This is a genomic window from Marinobacter adhaerens HP15 (assembly GCF_000166295.1).
In the GTDB taxonomy this organism is placed as follows: domain Bacteria; phylum Pseudomonadota; class Gammaproteobacteria; order Pseudomonadales; family Oleiphilaceae; genus Marinobacter; species Marinobacter adhaerens.
Genome location: NC_017506.1, coordinates 1748582 through 1765399, shown reverse-complemented (window position 1 = coordinate 1765399; position 16818 = coordinate 1748582). Strand labels below are relative to the sequence as shown.

Sequence of the window (16818 nt, the reverse complement as noted above, 5' to 3'; positions counted from 1 at the left end):
CGATATGTCACGCATTCCAACACCAGCCTCAATTTCAGAGGCTCCCCAAGCCTCGCGGGCATTGCTCGAAGCTGTGAATAGCCTTTTGGGTACTGTTCCCAATTTATTCCGCATTACTGCGAATAGCCCCAAAACCCTTGAAGGATATCTTGGCCTGAACGGCGCCCTCAGCGCTGGTTCTTTGTCAGCCCAAACGCGAGAGCGCATTGCGTTGGCGGTCGCGGAGATAAACGACTGCGAATACTGCCTGGCGGCTCATGATTACTTGGGCAGAAACGTTGCAAAACTTAGTTCTGAGGAAATCGAGGCTGCGAGACGCGGACACTCGGACGACGAGAAAGCGGCCGTTGCCCTCGAGTTCGCAGCAAAGATCACAAAGGATCGAGGAAACGTTTCAAATGACGACGTTCAGAAGGTTCGCTCAGCCGGATACAGCGACGCCGAGCTGGTCGAAATCATTGGCAACGTAGCCCTGAACGTTCTGACCAATTACATCAACCGGGTCTTAGCGACTGATATCGATTTCCCGTCGGTAAAACCGCTGTCGGAGTAACAAAATAGAGATCACGGTGGCGAAAAGGGGCCACCGTGATCTCTATTTCATCGCTACCAAGCTGAAAGATCACAAGACAGTTCCAGGTATTGGTTGCTTGAAACGCCGGATCCCAGGTCTGCAGGATTGACCGAGCCCTTCAGGTAAGCGTGGCAGTTCTGAACAAAGATGAGCCTTTTCTTGCCGACCACTTGCGAGATCATTTGCTCGTCAACGTCCAACAGCGCCACGATGCTCAACGCGCTTTTATTTCGAAGGTCGGAGGCTGTCGCCATCAACTCTACGGTGCTCTTTTTCTGAACGAACTTCAGATAAAACCACCGCCGCAAAAGCTCCTTCATTCCCTCTGTCGGTACATAATTTCCCTGCGATACCTGAGTTAAAGCGGTCATGGCGCCCTCCCGAACCTAATCAACGATAGTCACTCCTTTGACTATCAGGGCAGTCTTATTGTTACAGAGAAGTCCCCTGGAGCACTTCCTGTCCTGTTGGTTCCATTTAACTTTCCTGCTGCATGACAGAAAGGCGCCCTGCTCTCACGAGTGTGAAAACGGAACTCACAAATACCCAACCGAATCCAATCACGCCGACATTGATGCCTGATACAGTCTTTTCCGTACCATCTGGATGCACCATTGATCCGCCGTATAAACCCTGCAAGGCATAGGCTGCAAGGAAACCGCCGGTGACCACCAGCGCAATAACACTTGCTTTGCCCTTTCCATCGACAGACATCCAGGTAAGCCACAGGGCAATCGCACCGAGAGAAGAGTTGGTAATCAGTTGCCACACTTCGTGCAATCTCGCATGGGCTACCCAGTCCGGGTTGAACACGTGGGTGTCGTTAATTTCCAAATACGGAACAGCAATGGCGTAAAGTGCGATTGATATTGTTAACAGTATCTTATCCAGCATTCTTCATGTTCCCTGTGAGTTGAAAGTGGGAAAGGGTCAGGTTTGACAACTGCTGCAAGCGCCTGCCAAACCTGGTTCATTTCGGGGGCCAGACTCGTTTATCGTTCTTCCCAGATACCCGTGTTTGCCACTTCCTCTGCAAAGGTTGCAAAGTCTTTCGGTGGCCGGCCAAGTGCCTGTTGTACGCCATCGGTCAAATGGGCGTTGCGGCCGTCAAGAACCGTTGCGAAGAGATAGTCCAGCATCCAGACCACATCCTCGGGCGCCCCGGAGTTCTCCATCTCTGTAATAAAGCTCTTGTGAGGCACGTCGATGAATGAAATCTCGCGACCGGTCGCGCGGGAAAGATCGTTGGCCACGTCTGCAAAGGTCATGAGTCTTGGCCCCGTCACTTCATAGATGCGCCCGCTGTGGCTGTCCTGAGTCAGGGCCGCAACAGCCACGTCTGCGATGTCATCGACATCAACGAAGGGCTCGACCTGATCACCGGCTGGCAGAGTGATGGCGCCATTCAACACCATGTCGATGAATGCGCCTTCAGAGAAGTTCTGGTTAAACCAGCTTGCGCGGACCACCGTCCATTCGAGGCCAGATTCCTGAACAATGTCTTCGCAGGCTTGTGCCTCGGCTTCGCCACGCCCTGATAACAGCACAAGTCGCTTCACTCCGCGGCGTCTGGCCAGGCTAACGAACGCCTGGATAGCGTCAGTTGCGCCAGGCATTGCCAGGTCAGGTGAGTAAGTGATGTAGGCTGAGGTTACGCCAGTGAGGCAGGCGTCCCAGCTTTTCTCGTTGGCCCAATCAAAAGACGGGATCGCTGAGCGGGACCCAACTCGAACCTCATGACCAATGCTTTTAAGCTGTTCAACGACGCGTTTCCCGGTTTTTCCGGTACCGCCTACGACAAGAATTGTTTGATGTGACTGATTGGATGGTTTCATTGACTTGCTCCTTTTCTCGTAAGTGCAAGTCAATTTTCGAGGAACAGTGTTGTTTGTTATTGCCCCAGGGTGCCAGAGTTTGTGCAGCTGACGACAAGCTTGAACCTCGCTTCAGCGAGCTCGAAGTCGATAGGATCGTGGCGTCTGTCCCGCCCAACGCTTGAAGGCCCGAGTGAACCCACTTTGTTCCGCAAACCCCGTCAGGAAGGCAACTTCGGCAAGACTGTAGTCTGTCTCGCGCAGAAGTCGCTGTGCGAGATCTTTCTGCGCCATGTCGACAATGGTTTGAAATGAATAGCCCTGCTCAGACAATCTTCTTTGCAATGTCCGGGCGCCCATCTTCAACTCGGAGGCGATTCGTGACAGCTTCGGTACACCCTCACTCAGCACGTTGGCGACAGCACGCCTGACTTGTTGCTGCAGTTCAGTATCGCCTTTGAGCGAATTCAGTTGCAGCTCAAGATGCTGGTCAAAAAAACGGGCGATGGATTCGTCGCCCAGCTTGTTGGGTGTATCGATGCTTTCGTTACTCACAAGCATCGCATCGCGACCCGACTCGAAATGAACGGGACAGCCAAAATGGGACTCATACACGCTGGTATTGCCTAGCGGCGCATGCTTGAAATAGATGGCCATCGGTACGAAGCGTGAGGCGCTTACTTCTTCGCTGATGGTCGTTACCGCCGACATGCTGGCCTCATTGGAGAGCAGCATGCCCCGAGAACCATCGCCTGCTTTTTCAAGGTTGAAGAGAAAGCCCTCTTCCGTCTTTTCGAGTGAGTAGGTTTCCGCGCTACCCAGTACATGCCCGTAACGCTCTGCCCTGGTGAAAGAGCCTCGCAAAGTTGGTGCGGATTTCCACGCCAGACCAAAAGCACCGTACTCGTCGCTTCGCATGGCAGCGCCGATCCTCAATGGCAGGACAACGCCATCGGGATCGCGATCAACCAGTTCGGCAAAAAAGCCGTAATACGCCGCTGAAGACACCATCTGCGTTGGATCGATGGGGCCGTCTACCGGAAGGCCAAGTTCCCGTATCAAGTCGCGCGTTTCTACGCCCGGGCTTGCCTGACCGGCAACTTTATAGACATACAATGACGTTATCTGAGACATAGCAACATAGATAATCTATATTCGATTGCTTGTGCAACTTGGACGAGCGGCTGGCAAGAAACGGATCTTTCCGCGGTTTGGCGCTCGTCTAAGTGTATTTGCATACCCGTAATAATGGTTTCTGCCTACGCCCATCACAGCCTCTTCCTCGTAGACTAATAGTGAGCTTGCACATAACCTGTCGTGCAAATATCGGGGTCAGACATCGCTGATTTTCAGGCCCGGAATGCTGACAACAGACGACAGGCCGCAATTAGTCCTACTGGAGGTTTTAATCCTATGAACATTGTTCCTGTAATTACTCTCTTCGGCGGCTTGGCGGCATTTTTCACCCTGGCCGTTGCCCTGCGATTCGCAGCCGTTCGGACTCAAGTGCCGACAAAACCGACCGACAATTGATTGACGGGTTGATAACCCATTTCCAGGCTGTAGAGAAACCGGCTGTTACAAGGACAGCCGGATGTCCGATTAGCCGTTCGGGTTATTAGCCAGCTCCTTCAGCGCCTTCATGGCCTCCTCAGTGCGGTCACTGGGCACGAACATGTGGTCATGGTAGAACCCGGCTATCACATTGGTGGTGATGCCTCTCTCTGCCAACAGGCTTGTTACCACCGATGTGAGCCCCAGGGCCTCCAGGCTTGAATGCCCTTCCAGAGTAATGCGCCGGAAGATTCTGTAGTAGTCCAGGCCCTCGGCTTTGGCCTGCTCAAGAGGAATTACCAGCGTCAGGCCTTCCAGTTCGGCAATGCTGACAATCGGGTTAAGGTGTTCCAGTTCGCCATACCTGGCCTTGGGTACTGTGCAGTAGACATAAGTTGTCGAATCCAGTTTTGGCGAGAGCTGCTTGATCAATTCCTGAAGAAACTCAGTTCGCATCATCTCTACTATCCTTTATTGGAAGGTCGTGGGCATAACAAGAACTTAGCATTTTCTGCGGCCTTACAAAGCAAAATAATCGTTTTCTCCTTATCGCGACCGCAATATTTCTGCATAGGAATTCATCCTGAACGCACTGCCCTACTGATCCAGGAAACAAAGGCCCGGACTTTGTCGGTACGAAATTTAGCCTCAGGTGCCACAAGGTAATATTGGTACTCCGCTGGCACAGAAATATCGATTGGGCTCTGGATTAATCCTGCTTTCAATAGATCGGCAACAAGGCTGTACCGCATTAAGGCAATCCCTCGGCCAGCAAGAACGGCCTCTACAAGCGTCGTCCCTTCTGTAACCCGAAGCGTTATAGCGTTGTCCGGTATTTTTATTCCGAGTTTTTCCTGAAATACCAACCATGAGCGCTCCAGATCAACCGATTCATCGATCAGCCATGGAAGCCGAGCCAGGTTCTCCGGCGTAACGGGCTTACCTTCAGTCACACTGCTGTGGCACACCGGTAAAAGCTTTTCTTTTTGCAAAAGCCTGGATTCAAGCCCCGGGTACTCACCATTGCCGAAGCGGATCGCCAGGTCGACACCATCGCCCTGGAAATTCACCAGTTGCAGATTAGGCTGCAAGCTAAGTTGTATTTCTGGATGAGCCCGCTGAAACGAATCAATGCGGGGAACCAGCCATCGACTGGCAAAGGATGGCACCGTGGCCACGGTTAAGCGCCCAGGGTTCGAGTCTGGCGCAAACAGCGCAATGCCTTTTTCCAGCTCCTGAAACCCCGTCTCCACATAGCCGGAGAGCTTCCGGCCTTCATGCGTTAATTTCACTTCGCGGGTCAACCTGACAAAGAGCTTCATACCAAGGAACTCTTCAAGCCCGCGGATATGGGTACTCACCGCTGCCTGGGAAATGTTCAGCGCTTCAGCAGCGGACTTGAAGCTTAGCTCCCGAGATGCGTACCGAAACGCCTGAAGAGCCCTAAGGGGCGGCAGCTTTTGCATTTTCTGGATCGCCTACGATTAATTTCACATTAAGTGTAGTGGGGTTTTATCCGTTTGTTACAGGAGCCAGTCACTGAAAAGATTAAGTGACTCAATAACTGAAGGAGCAATCATCGTGAAAATTGAAGTCCCTGTCATAAGTGCCTTTGTTGACGGTAATTCCGGCGGCAACCCTGCAGGTGTGGTGCTGCACGCCGAGCGATTCAGCCATGCAGAAAAGCAGAGAATCGCTGCCGCAGTTGGCCTCTCAGAAACGGCTTTCGTTTCTCCATCTGACGCGGCTGATATCAAACTGGAATTCTTTACGCCTACCCAGCAAATCGCTCATTGCGGCCACGCCACAATCGCGACCTTCAGTTTTCTGCAACAGAAAGGCCTGCTAGCGAATGACCGGTCGTCGAAGGAGACCATTGATGGCCTGAGATCCATCATCATGGAAGGTAAAGCGGCTTATATGGAACAGAGAGCCCCTCGTTTCGAAGCTCTGAACGAGCCTGATCTGCAGGCCGCCCTGCTCTCTCTTGGAATCACCACCGACGATCTGATCGAAGGTGCCGAGCCAATGTTGGTCAATACCGGCAACAGCTTTGTGGTGATTGGCATTCGCGACGGCTCGACAATCAAGGGTCTTGAGCCAGATTTCGGTCTCATTGAGCAACTTAGCGAAGCTCTGGATCTTATAGGGTTCTACGTGTTCTCCTTCGACGGCGTTGGCGAAGGCAGAGACGCAGGAGCCCGCATGTTCGCCCCCCGGTACGGCATCCTGGAGGAGTCTGCAACGGGAATGGCTGCTGGCCCGCTGGCCTGCTATCTGCGCGAGCGACTGGCTAGTCAGAAGCAGGAATTCACCATCGAACAGGGTCGCTGGATGGCCGAGCCCTCACCCAGTGTCGTCAACGTGCGGCTGACTGTTGGAACCGATAACAGAATCGAGAACCTGTACGCGGGTGGTCGGGGCGCAATCAGAGAAGTAATTGAAGTTGAAGTTAACCCATCACCTGACCTGATGTGATGTATACCGCAAAGCAATTTTTTCTGAGGACGGGAAACCAAGAGAATAACCATCAAGCCAATACGGCGATGCTGTCTAACTTAATTCTCTTAAAAGGTGGAATATCACATGAACGCAATCAACAAGTTCTTTCTCGTTTTCTCTGTAATCGCTTTCTCTGCTTTCGCACAGGCTGAAGGTGTAAGCCAGGAAGATATCGAACGTGGAAACAATCCAGCGATCGAAACATTCGAGCTTGGTATCAGCAACTAAGCTGACTACAACGAAAAAGGGCGGTCAAAGTGACCGCCCTTTTTTTTTGCCTGGTTCGCTCACCAGTTTTCGTTAGCCGGAAGGCATAAAATGGAGCGGCGAATGCCGCTCTTTAGGTGAAAGAAACCAGTACCAGGAGACCGAAGAACACACTGATCACGGTCGTCAATCCGGACAGGCCTTCTTTGTCAGCGCCTCCCGTTACCCAACGCCTCAGCGCCTTCAGAAAGCGCCTGGGCGTGTATATGTTTTTGCGATAATTGCTCTGGTAGTAATGCACAAGAAACAAAGGCATGGATTCACTATCGAAACGATGCCAGAGCTTCAGAACTCCAAGGATATCCTTGCGGCAGGCCCAGCCCTGAAGGGGTGTTGGGAGCCAACTCAGGGGAATGGCTGAGCCGAAATCGATGATTGCAGGGTCGCCACGCCCCGAAACCAGAATGTTTCCGGAATTGCCAAGGTCCATGTGGGCCACGCCATGCTGGTGCAGGGTTTTCACATCCGTGAAAAGCTGTGAGAAAAAGTTGTCCGGTACACCCTTGCCTGCCGCAATCTCCTTTACCGGCCTTCCCTCGATCAGACGATAATGGATGGTGGGCGCGGCGTCTGATGGGCGCCTGACCTGATCGGGGGTGAAATCCAGGTGCTCGACTTTCCTCAGCATTCTGTACTCATGGGATGCAAGGAACCGGAAGTATGCCCCGAGAAGGCCCCGGGAGAATCGGAAAGCCTTGTACACGTCCCTGTTGCCACTCTGATCAGCATTTAAAGAAATGATTGGCTTGTACCATTTCTGGTCAGCGGTATCGGTGATTGCAGCAGGCTTCCAGCTGGAGCCCATAGACGAGCAGTTCGTTTGGCCGTTCATTCTCCCTCCCAACTCCAAAAAATGCAGATTATTGGGCAAGCTGGCCGGATCAATCGTGGTTCAACCGAGCCCTTGCCAATGCCGCAATTCGCGACATCTGCTTAGGATTATTGGGAGTTTTCGGGAGGCTGAATAATTCCGTTGCCGTATCTTTGTCATCACGGAAAATGATGAGTGAATGTTTAATTGTTTCAGGCGATGGCTTTTACTGCAGACCGGCCACAGGGCGAGTTGGTCATAATGTCGTGCCAGCGCTCGCGAAGGAGCCGTTCCACGTGGTTCCGCAACCACACGATTCCGGGATCACGGTCGTGGCGTGTGTGCCAGATGAGATACAGGCTGGTTGGATCCACTTCGAAAGGCAACTGCCCCATCCATAGCCCATCCACGAAGCCACAATCCTGGCTTATCAACTCGGGGACCGCGGCGATCAGGTTTGAATCCCTGAGGACCTGGGGAACAATCGAAAAATGGTTTACCGTCGCGGCAATGCGTCGGTTCTGGCCCTTTTGATCAAGGTAGCTGTCCACGAATCCGTGCGCATCCCCCGACATAGTCACGAGCAGGTGCCGGGCCTCGAGAAATTCCTCCATGGTGATCTGCCTGCCGGCGAGCGGATGGTCGGCTCGCATCGCCAGAACATACCCGCCTTCAAACAACCACGTACTTCGCAAACTGTGATCGTGCTGGGTAAGCATGCCGACCGCGAGATCAACATGCGCCTCGCGCAAATCTTCGTACGTGCCCTCCGGCGTGTAGGGGACGGCGTGGATATCAACGCCCGGCGCCTGGTCCTCAAGAAGTTCAATCAGCTGTCGCCAAATCATTTCAACAGTCACATCCGTGACCGCTATGCGGAATTTCCGCTTCGAGGTGGCCGGATCAAACTGCGTGGCACTCACCGCATTCGTCAATGCGTACATGTGATCCCCCACCTGATCCCACAGACTGAGCGCGTAAGACGTTGGCTCGATGTTACGACCCTTTCGCACAAACAATGGGTCGTTCCAGATCTGGCGCATTCGGGAAATCGCATTGGAGACGGCAGGCTGAGTCATGGAAAGTCGATCAGCTGCTCGGGTCACGGAGCGTTCGGTCATGATCGCATCAAAAATGTACAACAGCTGAAGTTCTTGCGTTTTCATTCAACGTTCCTGAAGGATGGACCCTGACAAGTCTGGCCCGGAAGAACCCGAACCGCAATTGCAGTATGAAGAAGCCTCCCGATGGGGAGGCCGCTGAAGAGGTTTACAAGTTTCCTTTCACGAACGTTCTCAGTTCACTCAGACTGCCGGCACCGGTTTTCTGGGCAATCACGCCACCATCCTGAAACAGTGCCAACGTTGGGATGCCCCTGATACGCATTTTCGCAGTCACATCGGGACTGTCGTCGACGTTCACTTTGGCGATGGTCAGCTCATCGCCAAACTCATCAGCGATTGCCTCCAACATGGGAGCTACTGTTTTACAGGGGCCACACCAGGGTGCCCAGAAATCGACCAGCACAGGGCGATCACTCTGTACAACAGCCTGTTCAAAATTTATATCGGTTACTTCGATCATGTTGCTCATAGGTTCCACTCCTTTTACAAATAGATTGGTTCACACACTGCAGCCAGCTGCGCGGAAAAACCAATTACTGGACGGTATAAGTTCTATTTCCCCTAATGATGAGTGTCGGTCCGGACTTCAAAGCCGTTTGCTGAATACCAGCCCGCCCCAGGCCAGCGTGCGATTTCCCGTCCCGGATTTGATTTCGGAACTCTGAACACGCAACACATAACTGAGCTCGGTGCCCGCCAGGAAACTGTGGGTATAACCAGCCCATACTTCAGCCAGCAGGATGTTCAGATCATTGGCATCCAGTTCATGGTCCGATTCACGAAACTGGCCTTGTAGAAAGGCGTTGTAAGCCCGGGCTTTCACCGACACCCCGCCCCAGAAATAATTCTCACGTCCGCCTGGTGCAGAAACTCCGGGCGCACGCTCACCGTAGGCCATCAGCTCGGGGTTAAATCGGTTGTCCGGAGAGGAAATCAGGCCATCCCGGAAAACCAATGCTGCTCCAAACTCGGTCAGGTATCCGACCGATCCGAAATAGGTCACTTTGAACTTTTGATCCGATTCGCTGGCATCCAGGTACTGGTGATACGCCGCCGAGTATCGGAAAGTCGGCTCACCACCATTCGAGATCTGATGGTCCCAACCGTTCGCGCGGTCGCTACCTACCACCTTGTGGACCGCGTTCTGGCCGGATTTGAATACATCGAGTCCCAGAACACCCACGGTCATGGATGTCGTCCAGCCCGAATCGACGCCGAGAGCCTGGTAACTCTGGCTTGAGGACAGGTAGACCAGACTGCTGTAGGGCCGATCGCTACGGTCAATCGCGGATTCCTTGATTTCCTCAGGGGTGAAGCCATAAACCCCCAGCTCAATCGCGGCGCTCTGCGGGCTCCCCTCCTCTTGGCCCAGATAGGGCAACACAAAACTGTCCAGCCCCTGGCTCACCCGGGACACCGGATTCCCAATGAAATCCTCGGAATTGGAGGAATAGGTAATCGCTACACCGGCGGTGTAATCCCGATCTGTTTGCGTTGGAGCGAACAGGTCGTTGTCCGTGGAGAGCGCAAGTACCGAATCCGCCGACTCTGCCAGCGCTGACGAAGCCAAAACAAGGCCCATAAGAGAAATGGTCAAAAATCGAAAATCATAGCCAACTCCGAAATTGTGTCGGTAGAAAAGATGGCTGCTATTTTTCGAACTCCTGGCCCTCAGAACTAATCAAGCGTTGATATTTAAAACATCACCTCGGTTGATAGATAAGTAGTAATACGTGCGGTTTTTGGGCAGTCGTCATCAACCCCCATCACTGGCAATGATGTTTGCCATACCGTTTCAGAATTATTCCTCCACATTGTTCAGTCCCACAATTTGCTCATCTGATATCCGACCGATTCCGGTATCGGAGTCAGCTAAATCAACTCAAACTGTGGAGAATTGAAAATGCGTAAATTTGCACTGGTTACCCTGGCTTCCCTCATTACCTTGGCTGCCCTGCCCGCTCATGCGACCCTCGCAGACCGCAAATCAGACGAACCCCGCTCCGAGCAGGCTCAGCCCGCTCCCTACAGCGGCCAAATCGTGATTCGCGGTGAGATTCAGGATCGCGACGCCGACAACCATGCGGCCAAACCTGCTCCGTACAGCGGTCAGATCGTCATCCGTGGCCAGGTGCAGCCCGAAAGCCACGGTTGAGTCTCAGATGTCTCATTTGCGTCCTGGCACCATGGACGGTGCTTTTTTCAGTCTCGGGTTATGGTCGGAACGGTGAATGTGTAAATTCGACGATCTCTCGAACGACTTCCGGATTCCGCAACAGCCGGCTATGGCCATACCCCGTTGTATGGGTTAAACGGCTCCTTGGAAACGCCTCGTTCAGTGCAACGGATTCAGTAACCGGAACTTCCGAATCAGAATCATCATGGATGAGCAAAACGGGTACCTCGATTCCAGGCGCAAGCGCAATCAGATCCAATCGATCAACACTCAGTCCTACCGTTTCTTCCATGTCGCGAACAAAAAGACGTTCACTGCGCTCGCCAAGATTTACAAACCGGGCGAATCGACTGAGCACGCCCTCTATCGTTGCCGGGCCTGAAACGAGCACGAGACGGTCGAAGCACCCCCTGGCGGATTGGGCGTATACAAGGGCCGCAGCGCCCAGTGAATGCCCGATCGCAACATCAAAAGAACTCCCCACGTATTCATGGGCGTCCAGAACGGCTTCAATAAACCGTCCCGGATGCGATTTGGTGGCCGTTGAATCGCCATGGCCGGCCGGATGAACCGCATAAACGGTGCATTCATCCGGATCAATCTCACGGATAAGATCCCTGAATTGGCCGATCCAACCCGACCACCCATGAAGGACCAGGACTTTCTTTGGCCCACTCCCATAAATTGACAGCAAGCCATCGTTATTGAGTGGCACCACCCTCTCAAACAATTCACGGGATGAGGCGCGCCTTTCGACCTTGATTCGGGGACTGGTCATCAATCCGACAGCTTTTGATGCCGCGCTGGATGGCAGCAATCGGCTGTAAACACCGAACGCAGCCTGAAATATATTCAGAGAAAGATTCATTTCCGTCTTCCTAAATTAGTTGAACACCGGTTCTTCATCGCTCTAAAGTGTATATACATCTTGAAAGGTGATGCAAGTGTTAGTAGTTCATTTCTTGTACATGCAATCACCTTAAGCGCGGAGCTCAGACAGATGGATAATTTTTCCAACCGTCCTGCCGCCTCCCCCTTGGTCAAACTGCGGAGAATGGCACTCACATTCACGACCAGGGAGACAGCACATGTCTGTCAGTTCAAAAGCCACATCGTTTTCTTTGTACCACTACCGTTCATGCCCTTTTTGCGCGTACACCCGCTCTGCGATGAAGCACATCGACATCGAAGTGGAAGAACGTGATATCGCCAGAAACCCGGCCTACCGCGAGGAACTGATCAAAGGTGGCGGTCGGGCACAGGTTCCTTGCCTGAGAATTGAATCGAACAGAGAGGTTCGCTGGCTGTACGAATCCCAGGACATCGTGCATTACCTCCAGCGCCATGCCGCCCAGTCGGCTGAGCACAATCAAACCTTGTGAACGATCCTCACAACATACAGGAGAGCAAAAATGCTCAAACGCAAAGTTGATGTTGCCATTATTGGCACAGGCACAGCCGGTATGGGTGCCTATCGCGAAGCTCGCAAACATACCGACAGCATCGCGCTGATTGAGGGGAGTCACTATGGCACCACTTGCGCGCGTGTCGGCTGCATGCCCAGTAAGCTTCTGATTGCCGCCGCAGAAGCCTCCCATGGCGCCAGGCATGCGGGGATTTTCGGGCTTAATGTCCCGACGGTTGAAACCGACGGTGCTGCGGTTATGGAACGCGTGAGAAGAGAACGCGACCGGTTCGTCGGGTTTGTTGTTGACGATGTCGACGAGTTTGACGATAGCCATAAGGTGCGTGGTTACGCACGGTTCGTGGATACCCATCGTTTGCAGATTGATAACGGTCTTGAAATCACTGCCGACCGGATTGTTATTGCAACAGGTTCCAGACCGTTTATTCCTGAAGTACTTGAGGGCGCGGGTAACCGCCTGCTCGTTAACGACGATGTATTCGAACTGGAACATCTTCCGACATCCGTACTTGTTGTCGGGGCCGGTGTTATCGGTCTGGAATTGGGGCAGGCCCTAAGCCGACTCAACGTCAACGTTACGATGCTGTCGCGCAACGAATCGGTCGGTGGAATTGCCGACTCCGAAATCCGGAAAATTGCTGCGGATACTTTCCAGTCCGAATTTGATCTCGTCCTTCACGCGGAAGTCCTCGCAGCAAAGGAAACCCTGAACGGCGTGCAGGTGACCTATCGCACATCCGGAGGCATCGTTCACACGGTAGTGGTTGATTATGTACTGGCCGCAACCGGTCGCATTCCCAACACTGACAAACTCGGCCTCGAGAATACCGGCATCGCCCTGGACGCCCGCGGCGTTCCAGACTCTGATAGGTACACCATGCAAACCAGTGCACCGCACATATTCATTGCGGGTGACGCTAACAATGAGTTGCCCCTGTTGCATGAGGCTTCAGATGAGGGGCGTATCGCGGGCAGCAACGCGGGAACCTTTCCCACTGTGGAACGCGGCCATCGACGGGCCGGGTTGGGCGTTGTCTTTTCCGACCCCCAGGTTGCCAGCATAGGCAAGCGAGCGCACGAATTGGCGCCACACACCTTCATCACTGGGGCGGTCAGCTTTCACAACCAGGGAAGAAGCCGCGTAATGGCCAAAAACCAGGGCATGCTTAAGGTCTACGCAGACAAGCACAGCGGCATTCTGCTTGGCGCAGAAATGTTTGGACCGGCTGCGGAGCATATTGGTCACCTTCTGGCCTGGGCCGTGCAACAGTCTCTAACGGTAAACGAGATACTCGGGATGCCTTTCTATCACCCGGTTATTGAAGAGGGTGTTCGCACCGCCTTCCGGAATGCGGCAGAACAGTTGAAAAAGATAGAACGTGAGGAGGCATCCCATGCAGTTGCTTGAACTGTTCCGGCGTTACCACAAACAGGCAGCAAAGGTTGCCCTTGTGGTAGGTTCGATTCTATTGCTGATCAACCAACATGATGCGCTGTTCGGATATCAGAAAATTCAATGGCTGCCGGCAGTCTTGACCTACTGCGTCCCATTCTGCGTTTTCATGCTCGGTAAACTGTCCAGCGAACGGGATTGCCAGAGATCCTCCGGACTGAATGTGCCCGTTTCAAGGTATCGTTAACCACTCGAATATTGCCGCACTGTGTCTCAGTGCGGCGATATCATTCTTGAGGCAACCCCCTTAGCCTTTAGTGCTGCGTCCAGATCGCCTTCAACATGCGCTTTAACAATGGCGCCCTCTTTCAACAAAAACAGCGCATTAGCCAACTCTTCTGCATCGGCTTCTGAACTGCAGATTTCCCGGGCGTGCTGCTTCAGGAGTTCAAAAATCCTGGTCTTGTGAGCCGCACATCGTTTGTGTACCGGGTGCTCGGGATCGCTGTACTCACCACAGGTATTGATAAAGAAGCACCCATAGAAACGATGCAATGTCGGTACGCGATTGTTAAACCAATCATGCACCGCATCAAACATCTCCATGAGTGCCTCTCTTCCCGCGGGCTGACTGCTCATTCGCGACTCCAACCATTGGAAAAACAGTTTGTCGCGATGCGCGACAGCAGCCTCTACCAGGCTGTCCTTGCTCTCGAAATGATTGTAGAGCGTTTGCTTTGCTACACCCGACTCCTGGAGCACCTGGTTAATACCGATAGCGTGGATCCCATGTTCATAGAACAGTCGCAATGCCGTATCAATCAAAACCTGTCTTCGTCCCATCTGCGGACCTCCGTTTTTTCATTGAATATATCTTGACCAAATTAGACAGATCTGTCTAGAATTAAAAATAGACCGACTTGTCTACTTCAAGAAATACCACGCGCCGTTATGAACAGGGTGTTTTTTGACTGGTGTTGTTGTCGGTTTCATTAGCGAACCACCAGCAAACTCGGCACGGAGAAGAGCACGATGGACATACAAATCAAAACTACCCGGCAGGCGCCCGTGTTTGGGCTTGAAGCTGATCTGATTGATGGCTTGCAGGCCGGACACCCGAAAGCCTTTGCGGAAGCTTACCGGCGATATCATCCGGTAATGCTGAGAGTTGCGGCCAAATATACCTCTGCAGCCGTTGCCGAAGATATCGCTCAGGAGGCCTGGATGGCTGCCATTGGAGCCATTGGGTCTTTCGAGGGCCGTTCGTCACTCAAGACCTGGCTGTGCCGTATTGTCACCAATAAAGCCTTCAACACGTATCGGGAAAATCGGAAAGAGTTTCCCGCAACGCCCAGCCTCGCCCTGTTATCCGATAGCTCTCAGGACAACCAATTTAGTGGCACCGCCGGGCATCTTAGCGAACCGGAGCTGGCTACCCAGACTGCAAAGGTTCAGGAACGCATTCGCGTTGAATTGAAGAAGATGAATCGGGACCACGCTAACGCGATTCTGCTGAAGGGCATGAGCCCCATGACAGGTTCGCAGGTGTCTGAAGTGCTGGAGATTTCTCACGGAAACCTGCGGGTCATTCTGCACCGTGCACGAAACGAGTTGGCCGCCCTGCTCTGATCAAGGCGGCCTTGTTACTGTGTTTTGCCACAATTGGAGAAACCCTATGAGTACCCAACGTCCACCACTACCTCCCTTCACACGGGAAAGTGCCATTGAAAAAGTCCGCCTTGCAGAAGATGGCTGGAACAGCCGTGACCCTGCGAAGGTCGCCCTCGCCTACACAGAGGACACACGCTGGCGCAACCGGGCCGAGTTCGCCAACGGCCGCAAACAGGTCGAGGAGTTCCTCACCCGTAAATGGAATCGTGAGCTGGATTACCGCCTGATCAAGGAGCTGTGGGCTTACACTGACAACCGCATTGCCGTGAGATATGCCTACGAGTGGCACGACGACAGCGGAAACTGGTTCCGGTCCTACGGAAACGAAAACTGGGAATTCGATGCCGACGGCCTGATGCAGCGCCGTTTCGCATGCATCAACGATAGTCCCATCAAAGAGTCAGACAGGCTTTTCCATTGGCCACTCGGTCGTAGACCGGGTGACCATCCTGGCCTCAGTGACTTGGGGCTTTGATGTTTACGGCGTTGAGTTCCCTCCGGGAATTCTGCGCCATATCCCATTCCGGCGGCCCAGTGATACTTTAATACCCACCGGCGCCGCCTTAATTTTCGCAATCTTCCCATCGCTTTCTCCCCGAGTTTGCTTTTCAGACATCCTGCCGAGTTTTCAGCACGATTCGCCGCCTCCCCGCCTTTGAAAAGCACTAGATTAGAGCCCTCAACGACTTGATCCACCTCTGAAAAAGGGTAAACGTCATGGATAAAAAGATCTCTGGGCTGGCGGCAGTGATCAGTGCGGCCTTTCTCTTCTCGGCAACAGCTCATGGCTCCGGGAGTCATGCTCCGATTATCAAACAGGTAACGGATCGCGGACTGAAGGTGGTCTCTTCCTTCGAGGCCATTGACGGTATGACCGGGTATATTCTCGATTCGAACGGTTCTCCGGTCACTCTCTACGTTACCCAAGACGGAGAGCATGCGTTTGTTGGAACGCTGATCGATAAGAAAGGTTTGAATCTCTCCGCTCCCAGAGTCCAAGAGCTTTTCCATGATGCGAAAAATCAACAGGCCTGGGCAGAGCTCGAAAACAGCCACTGGATTCAGGACGGTGACCCGAACGCAGAAACCGTGGTTTACGCCTTCGTAGACCCAAACTGCCCTTATTGTCACAGGTTCCGGACAGCCGCCTTGCCTTGGATTAACGAGGGCAAAGTTCAAATCAGGCATATTGTGGTCGGAGTACTTGCCAGCGACAGTATTGCGAAAGCCTCAACAATCCTTGGCTCGAACAGACCACACGGCGCGTACATCAAGAACTTTGAGACCTTCCGAAGTGGAGGCATCGTGCCGGTACATGCAGCCTCGGAGCGAGGCAAAGCCCAGGTGGAAGCGAATAACCGCTTGATGTCCAACCTCGGCGTTAGTGCCACTCCCGGAATTTATTACAAAGATTCCACCGGTAATGTGAAGATGCGCCTTGGTCTGCCTCCAGAGAGTGAACTGAATCGCATCTTGAATCCCTAGGCAGCCAAGGGGACGGCTCAT

General features: G+C 53.1%; 22 protein-coding genes. 10 read left to right on the top strand and 12 right to left on the bottom strand.

Annotated features, from left to right (window positions below):
- The first annotated feature begins 4 nt into the window (after positions 1 to 4).
- Entirely contained in the window at positions 5 to 553 is a 549-nt protein-coding gene (locus tag HP15_RS08365) for a carboxymuconolactone decarboxylase family protein (protein ID WP_041645205.1), read from the top strand.
- 53 nt (positions 554 to 606) lie between these two features.
- Here HP15_RS08365 and HP15_RS08360 read toward each other — a convergent pair whose 3' ends face one another.
- From HP15_RS08360 to HP15_RS08335, 6 genes are all read right to left on the bottom strand, one after another.
- Positions 607 to 945, bottom strand: coding sequence for a hypothetical protein (locus tag HP15_RS08360; RefSeq protein ID WP_049784468.1), 339 nt, complete (start codon positions 943 to 945; stop codon positions 607 to 609).
- A 106-nt stretch (positions 946 to 1051) separates the two neighbouring features.
- Entirely contained in the window at positions 1052 to 1468 is a 417-nt protein-coding gene (locus HP15_RS08355) for a hypothetical protein (RefSeq protein ID WP_014577057.1), read from the bottom strand.
- A gap of 98 nt (positions 1469 to 1566) precedes the next feature.
- Positions 1567 to 2409 carry an NAD(P)H-binding protein gene (locus tag HP15_RS08350; protein WP_014577056.1) on the bottom strand — a complete coding sequence of 281 codons (843 nt, stop codon included), beginning with the start codon at positions 2407 to 2409 and terminating at the stop codon, positions 1567 to 1569.
- A 111-nt stretch (positions 2410 to 2520) separates the two neighbouring features.
- Positions 2521 to 3522: an AraC family transcriptional regulator gene (locus tag HP15_RS08345; protein ID WP_041645204.1), complete on the bottom strand. Its 1002-nt coding sequence runs from the start codon at positions 3520 to 3522 to the stop codon at positions 2521 to 2523.
- Between the two features lie 468 nt (positions 3523 to 3990).
- A complete protein-coding gene (locus HP15_RS08340) occupies positions 3991 to 4401 on the bottom strand; it encodes an ACT domain-containing protein (protein WP_014577053.1) in 411 nt (136 codons plus the stop codon).
- Between the two features lie 119 nt (positions 4402 to 4520).
- On the bottom strand, positions 4521 to 5408 hold the full coding sequence (locus tag HP15_RS08335; protein WP_014577052.1) for a LysR substrate-binding domain-containing protein: 888 nt from the start codon (positions 5406 to 5408) through the stop codon (positions 4521 to 4523).
- A gap of 115 nt (positions 5409 to 5523) precedes the next feature.
- Here HP15_RS08335 and HP15_RS08330 point away from each other — a divergent pair, with 115 nt between their 5' ends.
- Together HP15_RS08330 and HP15_RS22345 are read left to right on the top strand one after the other, a co-directional pair.
- Positions 5524 to 6420: a PhzF family phenazine biosynthesis protein gene (locus HP15_RS08330; RefSeq protein WP_014577051.1), complete on the top strand. Its 897-nt coding sequence runs from the start codon at positions 5524 to 5526 to the stop codon at positions 6418 to 6420.
- 108 nt (positions 6421 to 6528) lie between these two features.
- The gene (locus HP15_RS22345; protein WP_014577050.1) at positions 6529 to 6672 is read left to right on the top strand and encodes a hypothetical protein; all 144 of its coding nucleotides are present in this window, start codon (positions 6529 to 6531) and stop codon (positions 6670 to 6672) included.
- A 112-nt stretch (positions 6673 to 6784) separates the two neighbouring features.
- Here the strand turns inward: HP15_RS22345 and HP15_RS08325 are convergent, their stop codons facing one another.
- The 4 genes from HP15_RS08325 to HP15_RS08310 form a co-directional block, all read right to left on the bottom strand.
- On the bottom strand, positions 6785 to 7543 hold the full coding sequence (locus tag HP15_RS08325) for a BUD32 family EKC/KEOPS complex subunit (RefSeq protein ID WP_041645203.1): 759 nt from the start codon (positions 7541 to 7543) through the stop codon (positions 6785 to 6787).
- Between the two features lie 191 nt (positions 7544 to 7734).
- A complete protein-coding gene (locus HP15_RS08320) occupies positions 7735 to 8688 on the bottom strand; it encodes a LysR family transcriptional regulator (RefSeq protein ID WP_014577048.1) in 954 nt (317 codons plus the stop codon).
- A 103-nt stretch (positions 8689 to 8791) separates the two neighbouring features.
- Positions 8792 to 9115, bottom strand: coding sequence for a thioredoxin (gene trxA, locus HP15_RS08315; protein ID WP_014577047.1), 324 nt, complete (start codon positions 9113 to 9115; stop codon positions 8792 to 8794).
- A gap of 117 nt (positions 9116 to 9232) precedes the next feature.
- Positions 9233 to 10228, bottom strand: a complete 996-nt coding sequence (locus HP15_RS08310; protein WP_014577046.1) for a lipid A deacylase LpxR family protein — start codon at positions 10226 to 10228, stop codon at positions 9233 to 9235.
- A 321-nt stretch (positions 10229 to 10549) separates the two neighbouring features.
- Between HP15_RS08310 and HP15_RS08305 the strand changes: the two genes are divergently transcribed.
- Complete coding sequence (locus HP15_RS08305; RefSeq protein ID WP_014577045.1) at positions 10550 to 10801, top strand: hypothetical protein; 252 nt, start codon at positions 10550 to 10552, stop codon at positions 10799 to 10801.
- Positions 10802 to 10859: 58 nt separating this feature from the next.
- Here the strand turns inward: HP15_RS08305 and HP15_RS08300 are convergent, their stop codons facing one another.
- Positions 10860 to 11690 carry an alpha/beta fold hydrolase gene (locus HP15_RS08300; protein WP_081449831.1) on the bottom strand — a complete coding sequence of 277 codons (831 nt, stop codon included), beginning with the start codon at positions 11688 to 11690 and terminating at the stop codon, positions 10860 to 10862.
- A 220-nt stretch (positions 11691 to 11910) separates the two neighbouring features.
- Between HP15_RS08300 and HP15_RS08295 the strand changes: the two genes are divergently transcribed.
- The 3 genes from HP15_RS08295 to nrtS are packed head-to-tail and all read left to right on the top strand — an operon-like array spanning position 11911 to position 13888.
- A complete protein-coding gene (locus HP15_RS08295; RefSeq protein WP_081449830.1) occupies positions 11911 to 12204 on the top strand; it encodes a glutaredoxin family protein in 294 nt (97 codons plus the stop codon).
- A gap of 30 nt (positions 12205 to 12234) precedes the next feature.
- Positions 12235 to 13656 (top strand): dihydrolipoyl dehydrogenase, encoded by a 1422-nt coding sequence (locus tag HP15_RS08290; protein ID WP_014577040.1) that lies wholly within the window; start codon positions 12235 to 12237, stop codon positions 13654 to 13656.
- Positions 13643 to 13888 carry a nitrate/nitrite transporter NrtS gene (nrtS, locus tag HP15_RS08285; protein ID WP_014577039.1) on the top strand — a complete coding sequence of 82 codons (246 nt, stop codon included), beginning with the start codon at positions 13643 to 13645 and terminating at the stop codon, positions 13886 to 13888. The genes HP15_RS08290 and nrtS overlap by 14 nt, the downstream gene beginning before the upstream one ends.
- Positions 13889 to 13914: 26 nt before the next feature.
- Here nrtS and HP15_RS08280 read toward each other — a convergent pair whose 3' ends face one another.
- Positions 13915 to 14484, bottom strand: a complete 570-nt coding sequence (locus tag HP15_RS08280; protein ID WP_014577038.1) for a TetR/AcrR family transcriptional regulator — start codon at positions 14482 to 14484, stop codon at positions 13915 to 13917.
- Positions 14485 to 14673: 189 nt separating this feature from the next.
- Here HP15_RS08280 and HP15_RS08275 point away from each other — a divergent pair, with 189 nt between their 5' ends.
- The 3 genes from HP15_RS08275 (at position 14674) to dsbG (ending at position 16797) form a co-directional block, all read left to right on the top strand.
- Positions 14674 to 15270: an RNA polymerase sigma factor gene (locus HP15_RS08275; RefSeq protein WP_049784467.1), complete on the top strand. Its 597-nt coding sequence runs from the start codon at positions 14674 to 14676 to the stop codon at positions 15268 to 15270.
- A gap of 46 nt (positions 15271 to 15316) precedes the next feature.
- Entirely contained in the window at positions 15317 to 15787 is a 471-nt protein-coding gene (locus HP15_RS08270; RefSeq protein ID WP_014577036.1) for a nuclear transport factor 2 family protein, read from the top strand.
- Positions 15788 to 16029: 242 nt separating this feature from the next.
- Positions 16030 to 16797 carry a thiol:disulfide interchange protein DsbG gene (dsbG, locus tag HP15_RS08265; protein WP_014577035.1) on the top strand — a complete coding sequence of 256 codons (768 nt, stop codon included), beginning with the start codon at positions 16030 to 16032 and terminating at the stop codon, positions 16795 to 16797.
- Positions 16798 to 16818 lie beyond the last annotated feature (21 nt).

Excerpts from the sequence above, each read along its gene's own strand:
- HP15_RS08365 (WP_041645205.1), top strand. The coding sequence starts at position 5 with ATGTCACGCATTCCAACACCAGCCTCAATTTCAGAGGCTCCCCAAGCC.
- HP15_RS08360 (WP_049784468.1), bottom strand. The coding sequence starts at position 945 with ATGACCGCTTTAACTCAGGTATCGCAGGGAAATTATGTACCGACAGAG.
- HP15_RS08355 (WP_014577057.1), bottom strand. The coding sequence starts at position 1,468 with ATGCTGGATAAGATACTGTTAACAATATCAATCGCACTTTACGCCATT.
- HP15_RS08350 (WP_014577056.1), bottom strand. The coding sequence starts at position 2,409 with ATGAAACCATCCAATCAGTCACATCAAACAATTCTTGTCGTAGGCGGT.
- HP15_RS08345 (WP_041645204.1), bottom strand. The coding sequence starts at position 3,522 with ATGTCTCAGATAACGTCATTGTATGTCTATAAAGTTGCCGGTCAGGCA.
- HP15_RS08340 (WP_014577053.1), bottom strand. The coding sequence starts at position 4,401 with ATGATGCGAACTGAGTTTCTTCAGGAATTGATCAAGCAGCTCTCGCCA.
- HP15_RS08335 (WP_014577052.1), bottom strand. The coding sequence starts at position 5,408 with ATGCAAAAGCTGCCGCCCCTTAGGGCTCTTCAGGCGTTTCGGTACGCA.
- HP15_RS22345 (WP_014577050.1), top strand. The coding sequence starts at position 6,529 with ATGAACGCAATCAACAAGTTCTTTCTCGTTTTCTCTGTAATCGCTTTC.
- HP15_RS08325 (WP_041645203.1), bottom strand. The coding sequence starts at position 7,543 with ATGAACGGCCAAACGAACTGCTCGTCTATGGGCTCCAGCTGGAAGCCT.
- HP15_RS08320 (WP_014577048.1), bottom strand. The coding sequence starts at position 8,688 with ATGAAAACGCAAGAACTTCAGCTGTTGTACATTTTTGATGCGATCATG.
- trxA (WP_014577047.1), bottom strand. The coding sequence starts at position 9,115 with ATGAGCAACATGATCGAAGTAACCGATATAAATTTTGAACAGGCTGTT.
- HP15_RS08310 (WP_014577046.1), bottom strand. The coding sequence starts at position 10,228 with ATGGGCCTTGTTTTGGCTTCGTCAGCGCTGGCAGAGTCGGCGGATTCG.
- HP15_RS08305 (WP_014577045.1), top strand. The coding sequence starts at position 10,550 with ATGCGTAAATTTGCACTGGTTACCCTGGCTTCCCTCATTACCTTGGCT.
- HP15_RS08300 (WP_081449831.1), bottom strand. The coding sequence starts at position 11,690 with ATGAATCTTTCTCTGAATATATTTCAGGCTGCGTTCGGTGTTTACAGC.
- HP15_RS08295 (WP_081449830.1), top strand. The coding sequence starts at position 11,911 with ATGTCTGTCAGTTCAAAAGCCACATCGTTTTCTTTGTACCACTACCGT.
- HP15_RS08290 (WP_014577040.1), top strand. The coding sequence starts at position 12,235 with ATGCTCAAACGCAAAGTTGATGTTGCCATTATTGGCACAGGCACAGCC.
- nrtS (WP_014577039.1), top strand. The coding sequence starts at position 13,643 with ATGCAGTTGCTTGAACTGTTCCGGCGTTACCACAAACAGGCAGCAAAG.
- HP15_RS08280 (WP_014577038.1), bottom strand. The coding sequence starts at position 14,484 with ATGGGACGAAGACAGGTTTTGATTGATACGGCATTGCGACTGTTCTAT.
- HP15_RS08275 (WP_049784467.1), top strand. The coding sequence starts at position 14,674 with ATGGACATACAAATCAAAACTACCCGGCAGGCGCCCGTGTTTGGGCTT.
- HP15_RS08270 (WP_014577036.1), top strand. The coding sequence starts at position 15,317 with ATGAGTACCCAACGTCCACCACTACCTCCCTTCACACGGGAAAGTGCC.
- dsbG (WP_014577035.1), top strand. The coding sequence starts at position 16,030 with ATGGATAAAAAGATCTCTGGGCTGGCGGCAGTGATCAGTGCGGCCTTT.